Genomic DNA, 15,307 nt, shown 5'->3' with positions numbered 1-15,307 from the left:
GGCGACCTTGGACGTAGGACCCCGGATCATCGACGCGCTCTCCGTGCTGCGTGACCGCGTCGCCGCCGCACGCTTCCCGCTCCCGCTCCCAGGAGTCGCGCGCGCCCGCCGCGACCGGGCCGAGTTGCTCGCTCACCTCGACGACTATGTGATGCCCCGTTTGCGCGCTCCTCAGGCACCGCTGCTCGCCGTCGTCGGCGGGTCCACCGGCGCCGGCAAGTCCACGCTGGTCAATTCCCTCGTGGGGCGGCACGTCACCGAGGCGGGCGTGCTGCGGCCCACGACCCGTACGCCCGTGCTGGTGTGCCACCCGGACGACCGGCACTGGTTCACCGGGCCCCGCGTCCTCCCCGACCTCGTGCGCGTGTGGATGCCCGAGCAGGGGAGCGGGGGGAGCCACCCGTATGGGGAGGGGGCGGGGGCCTATGGGAGTGGCTTTTACGGGGGCGGGGACGAGGACGGGGGCGAAGAGGGCGCGGATGCGTACGAGGGCGATGACGAGGGCGACGGGCCCGCGCCGTTGCGAATCGAGACGGACCGGGGAGTCACCAGGGGGCTCGCCCTCCTGGACGCTCCGGACATCGACTCCCTCGTGGCGCGCAACCGGGAGCTCGCTGCCGAGCTGATCTGCGCGGCGGACGTGTGGGTGCTGGTCACCACGGCCGCGCGGTACGCCGACGCCGTGCCCTGGCACCTGCTGCGCACCGCCAAGGAGTACGACGTCACGCTCGTCACCGTGCTCGACCGGGTGCCGCACCAGATCGCGCCCGACATCGCGGGCCGGTACGCGGCCCTGCTGAACCGCGCCGGCCTCGGGGACGTGCCGCGCTTCACCATCCCCGAACTGCCGGAATCGGCGGGCGGTGGCAGCGGCCTGCTGCCCGCCACCGCGGTCGCCGCGCTCCGCGCCTGGCTGGAGCGGCACGCCGAGGAGCCCGCGGCGCGCGAGGCGGCCGCGGCCCGTTCCGTGGGCGGGGCGATCGCCTCGTTGCGCAGCCGGCTGCCGGCGCTGGCCGGGGCGTCCGCCGCCCAGCACGCCGCCGCGGTCCGGCTGGCGGACCGAGTCGACGACGCGTACGAGAAGGCGGCCGTACGGGTACGGAGCGGCGTGGCCGCCGGCGAGGTCCTCTCGGGGGACGCGCGCGCCCACTGGCGCGACCACGCACTCGGGGGCCGCCCCGACGAACTGCTGGACGCCCTCACCCGCGGGCTCACCTCCCTCTTGTGCTGCGCGGTGGAGGAGGCGGACGAGCGGACGGCCGAGGCGTGGCGGCGGGAGCCAGCGGCGGGCGGGCTCGGCCCACTGGGGGATGCGGGCGCGGCCGGTACGGGTACGGGTACGGGTACCGCGGTCTCCCAGGAAGTCGGTATCGCTGCGCCAGAGGAGGCCGCTATTGCTGCGCCAGGGGAGGCCGGAAGCGCTGCATACGGGGAAGCCGGTATCGCCGCACACGGGGAGGCCGGCACCGCCGCCGGACGGCTCGGCATTCTTGTGCGGCGCTGGCGGCGCTGCCTGGAGGAGCTCGCGGAGGACGAGGTGCGCGAGGTACGCGCGACGCGGGAGGCGTCCGGGGACGTACGGGGCGTGTTCGGTGGCGTACGGGCGCTGACGCGCGAGGTGCGCGGCGTCCCGGGGGAAGCGCGCGGACCGGAGCGGTCGGGGGCCGCCGTACCGGAGGAGGCCGCGGCGCTGCTCGCCACCATGTTGCTCGGCGGCCGCCGGGCACGTACGGCGGGTGAGAACCTCGCCGAACTGCTCGGCGCGCACGGAGCGCTGCGGCTGCGGGACCGGGGCGGCGCACTGCTGGACACCTACCTGGACCGGGCGCTCGCGGGCGAGCGGGAACGCAGACTCGCCCCACTGGACGAGCTGACCGTGCCCCCTGAGCAGCAGGCCGGGCTGATCGCCGCCCTGTCGGCGCTGCGGAGGGTGCCGGTACCGGGGCCGGCGTCGGGGCCCGCCCCGGAGGGGGCGATGGCGCGGTGACGGAGATGCCGGTGGGCGAGATGCCAGTGACGGAACTGCCGGTGGCCGGGACGGCGCTGGTCGGGATGCCCGTGGCAGCGGCGTTGCCGTCGGAATGTGAGTGGTACGTGCGGAGAGGGCTTTCATGGTGAGCGGTGAGTGCGAGGACGCGGCCGACTACGGAGGCGTACCGCGGGGGCGGCGCACCGTGGAGGACGAACTGCAGCCCAGGATCGACGCGTTGCGCGAGCTGATCGGGCTGTCCCGGACGCGACTGGACGGGCCGACGCTGGAAGAGGCCGGACAGGTACTGAACGCGGCGGACGAGCGATACCGGCTGTCGGGCGAGCACACGGTCGTGGCGGTCGCCGGAGCGACCGGCAGCGGCAAGTCGTCGCTCTTCAACGCGCTCGCCGGAGCGCCGTGCTCGGAGGTGGCGGCGCGTCGCCCGACCACCTCACAGCCCGTGGCGTGCGTGTGGCCGGGCGACCGGGCGGGCGCCGAGGGGCTGCTGCACCGACTGCGCATCCCCGTAGCGCAGCGCTTCGTACCCGCTCCGGGGCCTGCGGGCGACGAGGATCTGAGCGGTCTCGTGCTGCTCGACCTGCCGGACCACGATTCGGCGGCGGCCGGCCACCGCGCCCAGGTGGACCGAGTGCTGAAGGCCGTCGACGCCGTCATCTGGGTCGTGGACCCGGAGAAGTACGCGGACGCGGTACTGCACGAGCGGTACCTGCGCCCCTTGGCGGGCTACGCCGAGGTGACCTTCGTCGTGCTCAATCAGGTGGACCGGCTGCCCGGTGACGCCGCCGACCAGGTGGTCGACGATCTGCGGCGGCTGCTCGACGAGGACGGGCTGGCGCTCAGCGAACACGACGAGCCGGGCGCCACGGTACTCGCGCTGTCCGCGGCCACCGGGGAGGGCGTGGACGAACTGCGGGACGCGCTCCGGCAGTTCGTCGCGGAACAGGGCGCGGCGGGGCGCCGCCTGGCCGCGGACGTGGACGCCGCGGCGGAACGCCTGCAACCCGTGTACGTGGCGGAGGGGCATGCGGGGCTGACCGAACGGGCGCGGGAGGACTTCGAGGAACGGCTCGCCGAGGCCGTGGGCGCCACGGCGGCCGGACGCGCGGCCGAACGCGACTGGCTGCGCCATGCGGACCGTGCCTGCGCCACCCCGTGGGTACGGCTGCGGAGTGGCCGTGGCCCCGACGCGGGCGGGTCCGGGAGACATGGCGCGTCGCCCGGGCGGATCTGGTCAGGACAGACCTCGACTGGACGGAGCTCACCCGGGCAGACCTTGCCCGGACAGGCCCCGCCTGGACAGTCCTCGCGCGCCGTGACGGAGCAGGCGGTGCGGGCCGTGGCGGGCGAGGCGGCGCGCGGGCTGCCCGTGCCGTGGGCGCAGGCCGTGCGCGAGGCGGCGGACAAGGGAGCGCAAGGGCTGCCGGAGGCGCTGGACCGGGCGGCGGACGCGGCCGACGAGGCGCTGCGGGGCGGGCCGCCGGTGAAACCGCGGTGGTGGACCGTGGCGGCGGTCGGGCAGGGCCTGCTGGTCGGGCTGCAGGCGCTGGGCGTGCTGTGGATGGTGGGCCTGCTCTGCGGGATGGAGTGGGCGGCGAGGGGGGCGGGCTGGCTTCCGGCGCTGGTGCTGATCACGGCCGGTACGGTCGGCGGGCCCGCACTGTCCTGGCTGTGCGGCGTGGCGGCACGCGGCCCCGCGCGACGGTACGGGCAGGACGCCGAACGCGAGTTGAGGTCGGCGGCTGCCGGCTGCGGCCGGGCCCGGGTGCTGGAGCCGGTCGCGGCGGAGCTCCTGCGGTACCGGGAGGTGCGCGAGCAGTACGCGGTGGCGGCGGGGGTGTGAGCGGGCACCGCGAGGAGATCGCGGGCTCCGCGAGGGGATGACAGGCCCCGCGAGGAGATCGCGGGGCCACGAACCGAGCGCGAGGCCACGGGCGGATCGCGGGGCCACCAGCGGATCACCCGTATGAGTGGCCGACTTTTCCCCATCCCCGGCCCCTCCCCTCCCTGCCCCGTCGGTTGTCCACAGCCCCCGACGAGCTTTTGCGAACTCGTGCAGCATGAGTTCCAGACGCGGTCGGGGACGGGATCGACGACCGGGCCGACGGAGACCAAGAAGAGGAAGAGTAGGAACGGGGGAGAAGACGATGACCGACACGATGGTGACGCTGACGGGGAACGCGGCGACGGCGGTGGAGCACCGCTATACAAAGGACGGCGCGGCAGCGGCGAGGTTCCGGATGGCCTGCACGCCACGCCGCTTCGACAGGGAGCAGGGCCGCTGGACGGACGGCGCCACGAGTTTCTACACCGTGCGGGCGTGGCGCGCACTCGCGGACAACCTCGCCGCCTCGGTGGCGGTCGGCGAACCGCTGGTCGTACGAGGGAGGTTGACGGTACGCGAGGGGGAGCACCCGCCGGAGCGCGGCGGCGGCCGGTGGTTCGCGGCCGAGGTCGATGCCGTGACGATCGGACACGACCTGACCCGCGGGACCGCCGCCTTCCGCCGCGCCGCACGAGCCCGTACGGACGCGCTGCCACAGTCCGCCCCGGGGCAGGCCGGCTCGCCACAGCCGGCCCCGGACGACGCGGCGGCCACCACATCGCTCTGGACGACCGCCCCGCCCGGCACCGGGCCGTCCGCGACCGAGCGGGCCGATTCTTCCGCCGGTACTGCCAGTACCGCCGGTACCGCCGGAACGGGCGGAGCGGGCGGAACGGTCGGACCCAGTGAGTCCGACCGAACTCGCGATCCGCTAGCGGAAACTGGCGATTTCACGAGCGGAACTCAGTGCTCCGGCACCGAAAGTGGCGATTCCGCGCCCGGGATTGCCGCCCACACGAACGGAATTGAGGGTTCCATGGCCGGAAGTGATTCGTCGGAGAAGGTGCCAGTGTCCTGAATTGCCCCCGGGGATTTGTCGATAATCCCAGGTCAGCAGGGCTTCCTTCGGTAACGATTGCGATTCGGATCGCTTGTCCGATGGCCTGACCGGGGACGCTGTTGCGCCCGCTCTCTAGGATCCACGAGTACTCACGGGGGCCGATCAGCACGAGTACTCACGGGGGCTGATCGTTCCGTTCGGCGATCGTTCCGTTCGGCTGTTGAGTTCTTGCGTTCTTTCCGGCGGGGCCACTTCCCAATCGACCTGCCCCGCCCAGAGGGGAAATTCATGATTTCTGTGAAGAGGCGCGGTGCGGCCCGCCTTGCCGCCACGGTCCTGGCCTCGGGCCTGGTCGCGGCGGGTGCGATAGCCACCGCGGGGCCCGCGGCCGCGGATGACGCGCCCCCGGCACACAGCGGTGCGTCCGCCACGCTCGGCGGCCTGAAGACGTTCGACCAGGCGGTCATTCACGAGCACGGCCGGGACAAGGGGGTGGGTGCCGGGCTCTTCGAGATGACCGTCGACGACGGCGGCACGCTCCAGACGTACTGCATCGACATCAACAACCCGACGCAGCAGCAGGCCAAGTACCAGGAAGTGCCCTGGAGCCAGTCCTCACTGCACAACAACAACGACGCCGGCAAGATCCGCTGGATCCTGCAGCACTCGTACCCGCAGGTGAACGACCTGGCCGCGCTCGCGAGCAAGGCCGATTCCGGGGCGCTCACCGAGAAGACCGCGGCGGCCGGTACGCAGGTCGCGATCTGGCGCTTCTCCGACCACGCCGACGTCGACGCGGTCGACCCCGCGGCGGAGAAGCTGGCGGACTACCTCGAGAAGAGTGCGCAGGATCTCGCGGAGCCGACGGCGTCCCTGACGCTCGACTCGCCCGTGGTCTCCGGCAAGGCCGGCAGCCGCATCGGGCCGGTCACGGTCCATACGAACGCCCAGACCACGACGGTCGCCCCGGCGGCGGACGCCCCGTCCGGCGTCAAGATCGTCGACAAGGCCGGCAAGCCGGTCACCAGCGCGCCCGACGGCACGCAGCTGTTCTTCGACGTGCCGGCCGGTGCGGAGGACGGTTCCAGCTCGCTGACCGTGCAGGCGTCGACGACCGTCCCGGTCGGCCGCGCCTTCGCCTCCGAGACGCGCAGCCAGACGCAGATACTCGCGGGCTCCAGCGAGTCCACGGTCTCCGCGGTGGCCACGGCCTCCTGGGCGAAGCAGGGTGCGCTTCCGGCGGTCACCGCCGAGAAGGACTGCGCCAAGGGTGGTGTCGATGTCACCGTCAGCAACAAGGGTGACGAGGCGTTCGGCTTCCAGCTGTCCGGCAAGGACCACGAGGTCGCGCCCGGCAAGTCCGAGACGGTGACCGTGCCGGTCGCCGAGGACCAGTCGTACAAGATCACGGTGAAGGGTGCGGGCGGCTTCTCGAAGACGTTCTCCGGCGTCCTGGACTGCAAGACCGCCGGCAGCGGTGGCGGCAGCAGCCCGTCCCCGGCCCCGTCCGCGCACCCGAGCCCGGCCTCGGCCGGTGGCACGGGCGGCGACTCGGCCGGTGACCTGGCCGAGACCGGTTCCAGCAGCGCCACGCCGATGATCGCGGGTGCCGCGGTCGTGCTGGTCGTGATCGGTGGTGCGGCGGTGTTCTTCCTCCGCAAGAAGAAGGCTGGTGTGACGCAGTAAGTAAGGCAGTAAGTACGGCGGGAGCGAGCAGTACCCGCAGTGCGAGCAGCAGTACAAGCAGTGCGAGCAGTACGAGCGGTAAGAGATAGACCGACGGTCCCGGAGTGCGTCGTGCGCCCGGGGCCGTCGTCGTCCGCGGATCGGCGGCCGCACCCCGACTCACCGTGCCCGCGCCCTCACTACCGGTGGCTCTCGGGGGTTACCCGTTTCCTTCCGGGGACGGGCGTACGGCAAGATGGGTAGTACTGCCCACTTCCAGATCCAGACTGCCGGACGGTTTCTCTTGGCTGAGTTCATTTACACCATGCGCAAGGCGCGCAAGGCGCACGGCGACAAGGTGATCCTCGACGACGTCACCCTGAGCATGTATCCCGGCGCGAAGATCGGTGTCGTGGGCCCCAACGGAGCCGGTAAGTCCACGGTTCTGAAGATCATGGCCGGGCTGGAGCAGCCGTCCAACGGTGATGCGTTCATCTCGCCGGGTTACAGCGTCGGCATGCTCCAGCAGGAGCCGCCGCTGGACGAGTCCAAGACGGTCCTGGAGAACGTCCAGGACGGCGCCCGCGAGGTCATCGACAAGCTCAAGCGCTTCAACGAGGTCGCTGAGCTGATGGCGACCGACTACTCGGACGCGCTCCTCGAGGAGATGGGCAAGCTCCAGGAGGACCTCGACCACGCCAACGCATGGGACCTGGACACGCAGCTGGAGCAGGCCATGGACGCGCTGGGCTGCCCGCCCGGCGACTGGGGTGTCACCAAGCTCTCCGGTGGTGAGAAGCGCCGCGTCGCGCTCTGCAAGCTCCTCCTGGAGGCCCCCGACCTGCTGCTCCTCGACGAGCCCACCAACCACCTGGACGCCGAGTCCGTGCAGTGGCTGGAGCAGCACCTGGCGCAGTACGCCGGCACCGTCGTCGCCGTCACCCACGACCGGTACTTCCTCGACAACGTGGCCGAGTGGATTCTGGAGCTGGACCGCGGCCGCGCCCACCCGTACGAGGGCAACTACTCGACCTACCTCGACAAGAAGGCCGCCCGCCTCAAGGTCGAGGGGCAGAAGGACGCCAAGCGTGCGAAGCGTCTGAAGGAAGAGCTGGAGTGGGTCCGCTCCAACGCCAAGGGCCGGCAGGCCAAGTCCAAGTCCCGGCTGAGCCGGTACGAGGAGATGGCGGCCGAGGCGGAGAAGACCCGGAAGCTGGACTTCGAGGAGATCCAGATCCCGCCGGGCCCGCGCCTGGGCAACATCGTCGTCGAGGTCGAGAACCTCTCGAAGGCGTTCGGCGAGAAGGTCCTGATCGACGACCTGTCGTTCAGCCTGCCCCGTAACGGCATCGTGGGCGTCATCGGCCCGAACGGTGCCGGCAAGACCACGCTGTTCAAGATGATCCAGGGCCTGGAGTCCGCCGACTCCGGTTCGATCAAGGTCGGCGACACGGTCAAGATCTCGTACGTGGACCAGAACCGCGCCAACATCGACCCCAAGAAGACCCTGTGGGCCGTCGTGTCGGACGAGCTGGACTACATCAACGTGGGCCAGGTCGAGATGCCGTCCCGCGCGTACGTCTCCGCGTTCGGCTTCAAGGGCCCGGACCAGCAGAAGCCGGCCGGCGTGCTCTCCGGTGGTGAGCGCAACCGCCTGAACCTCGCGCTGACCCTGAAGCAGGGCGGCAACCTGCTCCTCCTCGACGAGCCGACCAACGACCTCGACGTCGAGACCCTGTCCTCGCTGGAGAACGCGCTGCTGGAGTTCCCGGGCTGCGCCGTGGTGGTCTCCCACGACCGCTGGTTCCTGGACCGCGTCGCCACGCACATCCTGGCGTACGAGGGCGAGTCCAAGTGGTTCTGGTTCGAGGGCAACTTCGACTCGTACGAGAAGAACAAGGTCGAGCGGCTCGGTGCCGACGCCGCCCGCCCGCACCGCGCCACCTACAAGAAGCTCACCCGAGGCTGAGGCTGATCGCGTGCGACACGTCTACTCCTGCCCGCTGCGCTGGGCGGACATGGATGCGTTCGGCCACGTCAACAACGTGGTCTTCCTGCGCTACCTCGAAGAGGCGCGCATCGACTTCATGTTCCGGCTGGCGCCGGGGGACGGCAGCCCGTCGTTCTCCGGCGGGTCCGTCGTGGCCCGCCACGAGATCGACTACGTCCGCCCGCTGGTCCACCGGCACGCGCCGGTGACCATCGAGTCCTGGGTGACCCGTATCACCGCAGCGTCCCTGACGATCGAGTACGAGATCAAGGACGAGGACACGCTGTACGTGCGCGCCTCGACCGTCGTGGTGCCCTACGACCTCGAAGCGGGCCGCCCGCGGCGCATCACGGCCGAGGAGAAGGCGTTCCTGCAGGAGTACCGGGACGACGCCGACAGCGCGGGCGAGCAGACGGAGGCCGTCGCCGCATGACGGTCCTGCGCCTCGCCGACGACGGGGAGGCGGCGGACCTCGCCGCCTTCCTGTCCCGGCTGCTGCATTACGACCGCGCGGCGGCGGTGCGCCTCCAGGCGGCCCCGGCCGGCGGTGCCGAGGACGGCGGCGTGCTCGCCGTCTTCGGCCGGCCGCCGTCCTTCGAGGTACTGGCCATCCGTACGGCACGCCTCGCCGAGCCGGTACGGCTGGACGTGACCGTCTCGGCCGGCGAGCTGCTCGACGGCATCGACGAGGCGGCCGGCACGCTCACCGTCCCCGCCGCGGTCACCGGCCCGCCCTGGGCCGGAATGCTGCCGCCGCAGAGCGGCTGGCGCCGGGTGCCGGGGCTGCCCGCGCCCGACGCGCTGGGCCGGATGCTCGCGGTCTCGGTCGCCGAGTTCCGGGCCCGCGACGGCGCGCTGCCGCCGGAGCAGCGGACCCGGGCGGAGCGGGACCGGATCGGCCGGGAGATCTGGTCGCGCACGGTCGGCGACACGCACCTCCCGCTGCGCGCCGTGCACGCCGCGCAGTCCCTGGGCTTCCTGCGCCCGGTACGCACCCCGGTCGGGGCCACGGGCGCCGGTCCGCTCCCCGAGCCGTACACGCTGCTCGCGGCGGGCGGCTGGCTCCGGCTGCGGACGCCGCACGGCTCGGTCGCCGTCCGCACGGGCGGCCTCCAGGGGCTGTCGGTCACGCCGGCCTGATCGGCGACGTCATACGTGAGGAGGGCGGGCGGTCCTGGGACCGCCCGCCCTCCTCACGTATGCGGGATCGCCGCCTGTCAGCCCTCGCTGTTGACCATCGAAGCGGCCGCGTACGTCAGGTAGTTCCACAGCTGCGTCTCGTGTTCGGGCGCCAGCTCCAGGGAGTCCACGGCGTCCCGCATGTGCCGCAGCCAGGCGTCGTGCGCCGCGCGGTCGACCGTGAAGGGGGCGTGCCGCATCCGCAGCCGGGGGTGGCCGCGGCCCTCGCTGTACGTCCGGGGACCGCCCCAGTACTGCATGAGGAACAGCGCGAGGCGCTCCTCGGCCGGGCCGAGGTCCTCCTCCGGGTACATGGGCCGCAGCAGCGGGTCCTCCGCGACGCCCTGGTAGAAGCGGTGCACCAGACGCCGGAAGGTCTCCTCGCCACCGACCTGCTCGTAGAAGGTCTGCTCCTGAAGCGTGCCGCGCGGAATTTCGTTCACGCTTCCATGGTCTCAGACGTACCGGCCGAGTACGCGAGACGTAGGTCCTCACGGTCTTGACGCACAGTGGAGATATGAGCGGGAGCGGTACGGAATCAGGGAGCGATCCGTACGCCGTCGAGGCCGCGGTGGCCCGGGCCGGGCTGGTACGGCTGATCACGATGGGCGGCGGGCTGACGGACCCGCGCTGGCGGGCGGCGTTCGCCGAGGTGCCCCGGCATCTGTTCGTGCCGGCGTACTACGTGGGCGTGAGCGGCGGGTACGAGCGGCGCTCGGCGGACCACCCCGACCCGGAGCGCCGGACGGAGTGGCTGCGCGGGGCGTACGCCGACAGCGCGCTGGCCACGCATGTGCGCCATGGGGAGCTGGTCTCCTCCAGCAGCCAGCCGTCCCTGATGGCGGACATGCTGGACGCGCTGCGCATCGAGGACGGTGACGAGGTACTGGAGATCGGCGCGGGCACGGGCTACAACGCGGCGCTGCTCTCGCACCGGCTCGGGGAGGAGCGGGTCACCACGGTCGACCTGGAAGAGGAGATCACCGGGCCGGCGCGGGAGCATCTGGCGGCGGCCGGGTACCGGCCCCTGGTGGTCACCGGGGACGGCGCGCTGGGCTGCCCGGAGCGGGCGCCGTTCGACCGGATCATGGCGACCTGCCAGCTGCCGTCCGTGCCGTCGGCGTGGGTGGCGCAGTGCAGGACCGGCGGGCTGATCCTCACACCGCTGGCCACGGGGCTGGTGCTGCTGCGGGTGACCGGTGAGGGGCACGCGGAGGGACGGTTCCTGTCCACCCCGGCGTACTTCGTACGGCTGCGCAGCGCGGCACCCGAGGACCGGCCCGGTGGTGAAGCGGCGGATGAGGAGCGCGCCGAGACGTGGGCCGCCACCGCGGCGCTGCCGCGCGAGGCGCTGCGCGACGAGCGGTTCCACTTCCTGCGCACGCTGAGCGCCGGGGCGCTGGACCCGCGCGGCGCGTACGAGCTGTGGCGCGCGGAGCGGCGGCCGCACCGGGCGCGGTGCGGCGTGACGGTGGCGGGGGACCGTCAGTGGGCGTGGCTGGACGCCCCCGACGGCCCCCACCGCTGGCCGCTGCCCGGCCCCGGCTGACCGTTCAGCCGCGGCGGACCGTGATCGTCGTCCAGGCGCCGACGTGTACGCGGTCGCCCTCCTGGAGGGGGATCGGGACGTACGGCTGGATCGGGTCCTCGCCGCCGTTGACGGTCGTGCCGTTGGTGGAGTTCTGGTCCACCACCGCCCAGCCGCCGTCCGGCTGCTGCACCAGCATCGCGTGCTGGTGCGAGACGCCCGGGTCCTCCGGCGGGCGCGCCAGGTCGATGTCCGGCGACTCGCCCGTGCTGTGCCGGCGGCGGCCGATCGTGACCTGCTGGCCGTTGAGCGGCAGCTGCTGCTCGGGGGAGTAGGCGGGGAGGTTCAGGCCGGCCGCCTCGGGGCCGCTGCGGCCCATCATCGCCATGAAGTACTCACGGTCCGGGGCGATCACCGCGACCCAGCCGGCACCGGCCGGCGCATGCCCCGAAGCCTCGCCGCCCGGGGGCCACGGCTGCTGCTCGTACGGGCCGGACTGCTGCTCGTACGGGCCGGGCGGGGTCGGGGGCGCGGACTGCTCGTAGGGCGCGGACTGCTCGTACGGCGGGGGCGGCGGGCCTGGCTGCTCGAAGGGGCCCTGCGGCCCGGGGCCCTGCGGCGCGGGCGGTGCGTACGGGCCCTGCCCCTGCTGGCCGGGCGGGGCCGGGGGCTGCGGTGCCTGCTGGCCGCCGGGCGGCGGCAGCAGCCAGTCGTCGCCGCCCTGGGACGGGGCCGGGGGCTGCGGGGCCTGCGGCTGCGGCGGCGGACCCGGCTCGCCGTAGGGCGGGGCGCCGAACGGCTGCTGCCCGGGGCCCAGCGGCTCGGCGGGCCGGTTCACCTGCGAGGGCCGCGAGCCCTGGTACTCGTACTGGTCCGGCGGGCCGGGCTGGGACGGGAAGCCGGGCGGCGGCGCGGACTGCTGCGCGGGCGCCCCGTACGACGCGGAGGTCGAGGAATGCGTCAGGAAGTTGTACCGGCAGCCCTCGCAGAACGGCGCCATGGCCTCGCGCGGCGTGCCGCACTGCGGGCACAGCTCGGCCTGGCCGGTGCCGGGGCCGGGGGCGTGGCCCGCGCCGGGCGGGGGCGGCGGGGGCGGGAAGCCGTAGCCGCCCTGCTGCGGGGCCTGCTCGGGCGGGGCACCGGGGAAGCCGGGGGGCGGAGGAGGCGGCGGAGCGACAGTGCCCGCCATGCGGTGGCCGCACACCTCGCACCAGTCTTCGGCCACTGACTGGTGGCCGTTCGGGCAGGTCGGCATGTCGGTATGTCCCCCTCCGTACCGTCTTCCAACGGTTTTACGTCTAGCTTGTCATGCGTTTGTCACTTTTTGACGCGAACTGTCTTGGTGGAGCGCGTTTCGAGCGTCATCTCGTCCGCTTCCGCGACCTTCGCCTTCAGCCGCACAGTACCGGTCACCGCGTCCACGACGTCCACCACCTTCGCAAGCAGTTTCGCAGTGTCCTCGTTCCCGGAGGCGCTCGCCAGTTGCACGGCCCGGCCCAGCCGGGCGGTCGCTCCGTCGACATCTCCGGACTTACGGGCATCCAGTCCCGACTGGATGGCCCGGGCCAGTTCCGCCTGTCCCGTGTAGTGCGCCACCTGCGGGTCGATCTGCGTCGATGCGGCCATGTCGGTCGTCCACACGGCCCGTACCAGGCCCTGCGCGAGCGTCCGGGGTGCGCCGCCGCCGGGCGCAGGGAGCACCAGTGCCACCCGCGCGGCCAGCATCTCCTGGCCGACTCCGGCGTCCGGGACCCGTACGCACACGTGGTAGTCGCGGGACTCGTCGCCCCACGAGCCGGTCGGGTAGTCACCGGCCCGCGGCCCGGCCTCGGTGCGCCGCCCGGTCAGGTCCTCGACCGTGGGCGCCACCTGCTTCACGAACTGGATCTCGGCGCCCTGCGGGGTCCACACCCGCAGGGCCACGTCCGCGACCTCCTTGCCCATCGCGGTCTCCATCATCCGCGTGAAGTCCGCGGTCAGCCCGGCCGGATCGGCGACGATGTCGGCGCTGCCCAGCAGGGCCGAGGCGATGCCGGTGACCTCCTTGACCTCCCAGTCCGTGCCCACCCCGCGCGCGTCGCAGGTGAACCGCCCGGCGCAGGCGTCCAGAGTGGCCCGCAGGTCCTCGGGCGACTCGTGTTCGTTGCGGCCGTCGGTGAGCAGGATGCCGTGCCGGATGGCGACGTCAGCGGAGTACAGCAGCCGGTCGGCCAGCCGCAGCCAGGTGCCGATCGCCGTGCCGCCGCCCGAACGCAGCCCCCGCAGCGCCTCCTTGGCCTGCGCGCGAGTGGCGGGCGACGCCTGCGCGAGGCGGCCGCCGCCCGGGTAGACCTCGGCGGCCTGGTGGGTGCCGGCGACCACCGCGAAGGCCACCCCGTCGCGCAGCGTGTCGATCGCCGCCGCCGTGGCGTCGCGGGCGCCTCGCATCTTGGTCGGCGGGTACTCCATCGAGCCGGAGGAGTCGACCATGATCACCACAGCGGCGTCCGGGGCGCCGCCCGGCGCGGGCACCGGCTGACCTGCGGCGTCGGCGAGCGGCCGGCCGCCGGAGGTGCCGCCGCCGGTGGCGGTGACCGTGGCGATGGCGTGCACCTCGCGGCCGCCCTCGGGGAGGTACTCGTTCTGGTACACCTCCACGGAGAACTGCGGGACCGTGGACTTCGAGAAGTTGGCCATCTCTTCCGCTCCTTGACGCTCCGTCGTGCTCGTCGGCATGCGGGCGGGCGGAAGTACCCCAGGCCGTCCCCCCGTCGGCACCTCCCCAGGTGCCGGACCGTTCCACTGCGATTGCCGCAGTTACTGCGATGTGGCGTTGCTGCGGTGACTCACGCCGATACTGCCCCGGTCGTGGGGACCGGGAACGGCACCACGGCCACTGTTACGTTGTCGTGGCCCCCGCTGTCCAGAGCGTGGCGGACGAGCGTTCGCGCGCTGTGCAGCGGGCGTTCACCTGCGTCCGGGGGCAGCAGCGCCGCCAGTTCGGCCGCCGCCTCGCTGTAGTTCCACAGGCCGTCGGTGCACACCACGACCACGCCCGGGCGGTCAGGGCGGAACGCGGCGGTGTGCGGCTGGAGGTCGTACGCGTCGGCACCCAGCCAGCCGGTGATGGCGTGGGCCCGGTCGTCGGCGTACGCCTCGGCCTCCGTCATCAGGTTGTTCGCCACCATCTGCGCGGCCCAGGAGTCGTCCTCGGTGAGCCGGGCGCCGGGCGCGGTGCGGTCGTCGGGGATCCAGTACGCGCGGCTGTCGCCGACCCAGCCGATGGTCAGCACCCCGGCGGCCACGATGGCCGCGACGAGCGTGCAGGCCGGGGCGTTCTGCTGGCGGTACGGGTCGCGCGGGTGCTCGGGCGTCTCGGCGAGCGCGTCGACGGACTTGGCGGCGGCCAGGATCGCGTCGTGCATGGCCTGCTGCGGGTGGGCCTCCCGGGGCAGCGCCGCCAGCAGCGACTCGGCGGCCGTCTCGGCGGCGGCCTGCGAGGCCTCGTCGGGCCGGGTCGCGGAGGAGACGCCGTCGCAGACCACGGCGAGCACCGCCGGGGAGCCGTCGGCGAGCGCGGCGTCGGCGACGGTGAAGAAGTCCTCGTTGCGGTGGTGGCGGTGGCCGCGGTCGCTGACGGCGGCGACCCGCTCCAGCTCGCGCTCGAAGTGATCGCGCTCGCGGGGCTGGGCGTGGCCGCAGTGCTCGCAGTAGCCGTCCTCGTCGACGGTGCCGGTACGGCAGGCCACGCAGACCTTGGCGCCGAAGGACTCACGGGGATCGGCCGGGCCGTCCGCTGCCGAGCCGTCCACGCCGTCCGCTTCGGCTTTGCCGTCCGCGCCGTCCGCGCCGTCCGCGCCGTCCGCGCCGTCCGCGCCGTCCGAGCCGCCCGAGCTGTCCGGCGAGCTGCCCGAGCCGTCCGGGAGCCGGTTCGCGGGAACGGGCGGCGGGGCCGCCGCACCGTATGCCCCGGCCGCCGCGTCGTCCGGCGCCACCGCGGAGATGTCCGCACCGCACACGCCGCAGAAGTTGTCCCCCGGCTCCAGCGGCTCGGCGCATCCCGGGCACCGGGAAGGACCTGTCACTGCCAT

12 protein-coding genes are annotated in these 15,307 nt (G+C 73.1%); 8 read left to right on the top strand and 4 right to left on the bottom strand.

Annotated features, from left to right (window positions below; genetic code table 11):
* The first annotated feature begins 7 nt into the window (after nucleotides 1-7).
* The 7 genes from ACZ4MH_RS06525 (at nucleotide 8) to ACZ4MH_RS06495 (ending at nucleotide 9,670) form a co-directional block, all read left to right on the top strand.
* The gene (locus tag ACZ4MH_RS06525) at nucleotides 8-1,987 is read left to right on the top strand and encodes a GTPase domain-containing protein (protein WP_351597743.1); all 1,980 of its coding nucleotides are present in this window, start codon (nucleotides 8-10) and stop codon (nucleotides 1,985-1,987) included.
* A 124-nt stretch (nucleotides 1,988-2,111) separates the two neighbouring features.
* Complete coding sequence (locus ACZ4MH_RS06520) at nucleotides 2,112-3,833, top strand: GTPase family protein (protein ID WP_351597746.1); 1,722 nt, start codon at nucleotides 2,112-2,114, stop codon at nucleotides 3,831-3,833.
* 304 nt (nucleotides 3,834-4,137) lie between these two features.
* Nucleotides 4,138-4,893: a single-stranded DNA-binding protein gene (locus ACZ4MH_RS06515; protein ID WP_351597749.1), complete on the top strand. Its 756-nt coding sequence runs from the start codon at nucleotides 4,138-4,140 to the stop codon at nucleotides 4,891-4,893.
* 270 nt (nucleotides 4,894-5,163) lie between these two features.
* Nucleotides 5,164-6,561 (top strand): Cys-Gln thioester bond-forming surface protein, encoded by a 1,398-nt coding sequence (locus tag ACZ4MH_RS06510; RefSeq protein WP_351597752.1) that lies wholly within the window; start codon nucleotides 5,164-5,166, stop codon nucleotides 6,559-6,561.
* Between the two features lie 283 nt (nucleotides 6,562-6,844).
* A complete protein-coding gene (gene ettA, locus ACZ4MH_RS06505) occupies nucleotides 6,845-8,509 on the top strand; it encodes an energy-dependent translational throttle protein EttA (RefSeq protein ID WP_351597755.1) in 1,665 nt (554 codons plus the stop codon).
* A 10-nt stretch (nucleotides 8,510-8,519) separates the two neighbouring features.
* Nucleotides 8,520-8,963 (top strand): acyl-CoA thioesterase, encoded by a 444-nt coding sequence (locus ACZ4MH_RS06500; protein ID WP_351597757.1) that lies wholly within the window; start codon nucleotides 8,520-8,522, stop codon nucleotides 8,961-8,963.
* Nucleotides 8,960-9,670 (top strand): DUF8010 domain-containing protein, encoded by a 711-nt coding sequence (locus ACZ4MH_RS06495; RefSeq protein WP_351597759.1) that lies wholly within the window; start codon nucleotides 8,960-8,962, stop codon nucleotides 9,668-9,670. Before ACZ4MH_RS06500 ends, ACZ4MH_RS06495 begins: the two co-directional genes overlap by 4 nt.
* Before the next feature lie 77 nt (nucleotides 9,671-9,747).
* Here the strand turns inward: ACZ4MH_RS06495 and ACZ4MH_RS06490 are convergent, their stop codons facing one another.
* Nucleotides 9,748-10,152: a globin gene (locus ACZ4MH_RS06490; protein ID WP_351597762.1), complete on the bottom strand. Its 405-nt coding sequence runs from the start codon at nucleotides 10,150-10,152 to the stop codon at nucleotides 9,748-9,750.
* 74 nt (nucleotides 10,153-10,226) lie between these two features.
* Between ACZ4MH_RS06490 and ACZ4MH_RS06485 the strand changes: the two genes are divergently transcribed.
* Complete coding sequence (locus ACZ4MH_RS06485) at nucleotides 10,227-11,258, top strand: methyltransferase domain-containing protein (protein ID WP_467754276.1); 1,032 nt, start codon at nucleotides 10,227-10,229, stop codon at nucleotides 11,256-11,258.
* 4 nt (nucleotides 11,259-11,262) lie between these two features.
* Here the strand turns inward: ACZ4MH_RS06485 and ACZ4MH_RS06480 are convergent, their stop codons facing one another.
* From ACZ4MH_RS06480 to ACZ4MH_RS06470, 3 genes are all read right to left on the bottom strand, one after another.
* Nucleotides 11,263-12,492 (bottom strand): FHA domain-containing protein, encoded by a 1,230-nt coding sequence (locus ACZ4MH_RS06480; RefSeq protein ID WP_351601655.1) that lies wholly within the window; start codon nucleotides 12,490-12,492, stop codon nucleotides 11,263-11,265.
* Nucleotides 12,493-12,554: 62 nt separating this feature from the next.
* Entirely contained in the window at nucleotides 12,555-13,913 is a 1,359-nt protein-coding gene (locus ACZ4MH_RS06475; RefSeq protein WP_351601657.1) for a VWA domain-containing protein, read from the bottom strand.
* Nucleotides 13,914-14,062: 149 nt separating this feature from the next.
* Nucleotides 14,063-15,307, bottom strand: a complete 1,245-nt coding sequence (locus tag ACZ4MH_RS06470) for a PP2C family protein-serine/threonine phosphatase (protein WP_351601660.1) — start codon at nucleotides 15,305-15,307, stop codon at nucleotides 14,063-14,065.

It is taken from the genome of Streptomyces sp. NPDC026301 (assembly GCF_055567935.1).
The sequence above is the reverse complement of the archived record's forward strand: the minus strand, read 5'-3'. Positions and strand labels throughout refer to the sequence as shown.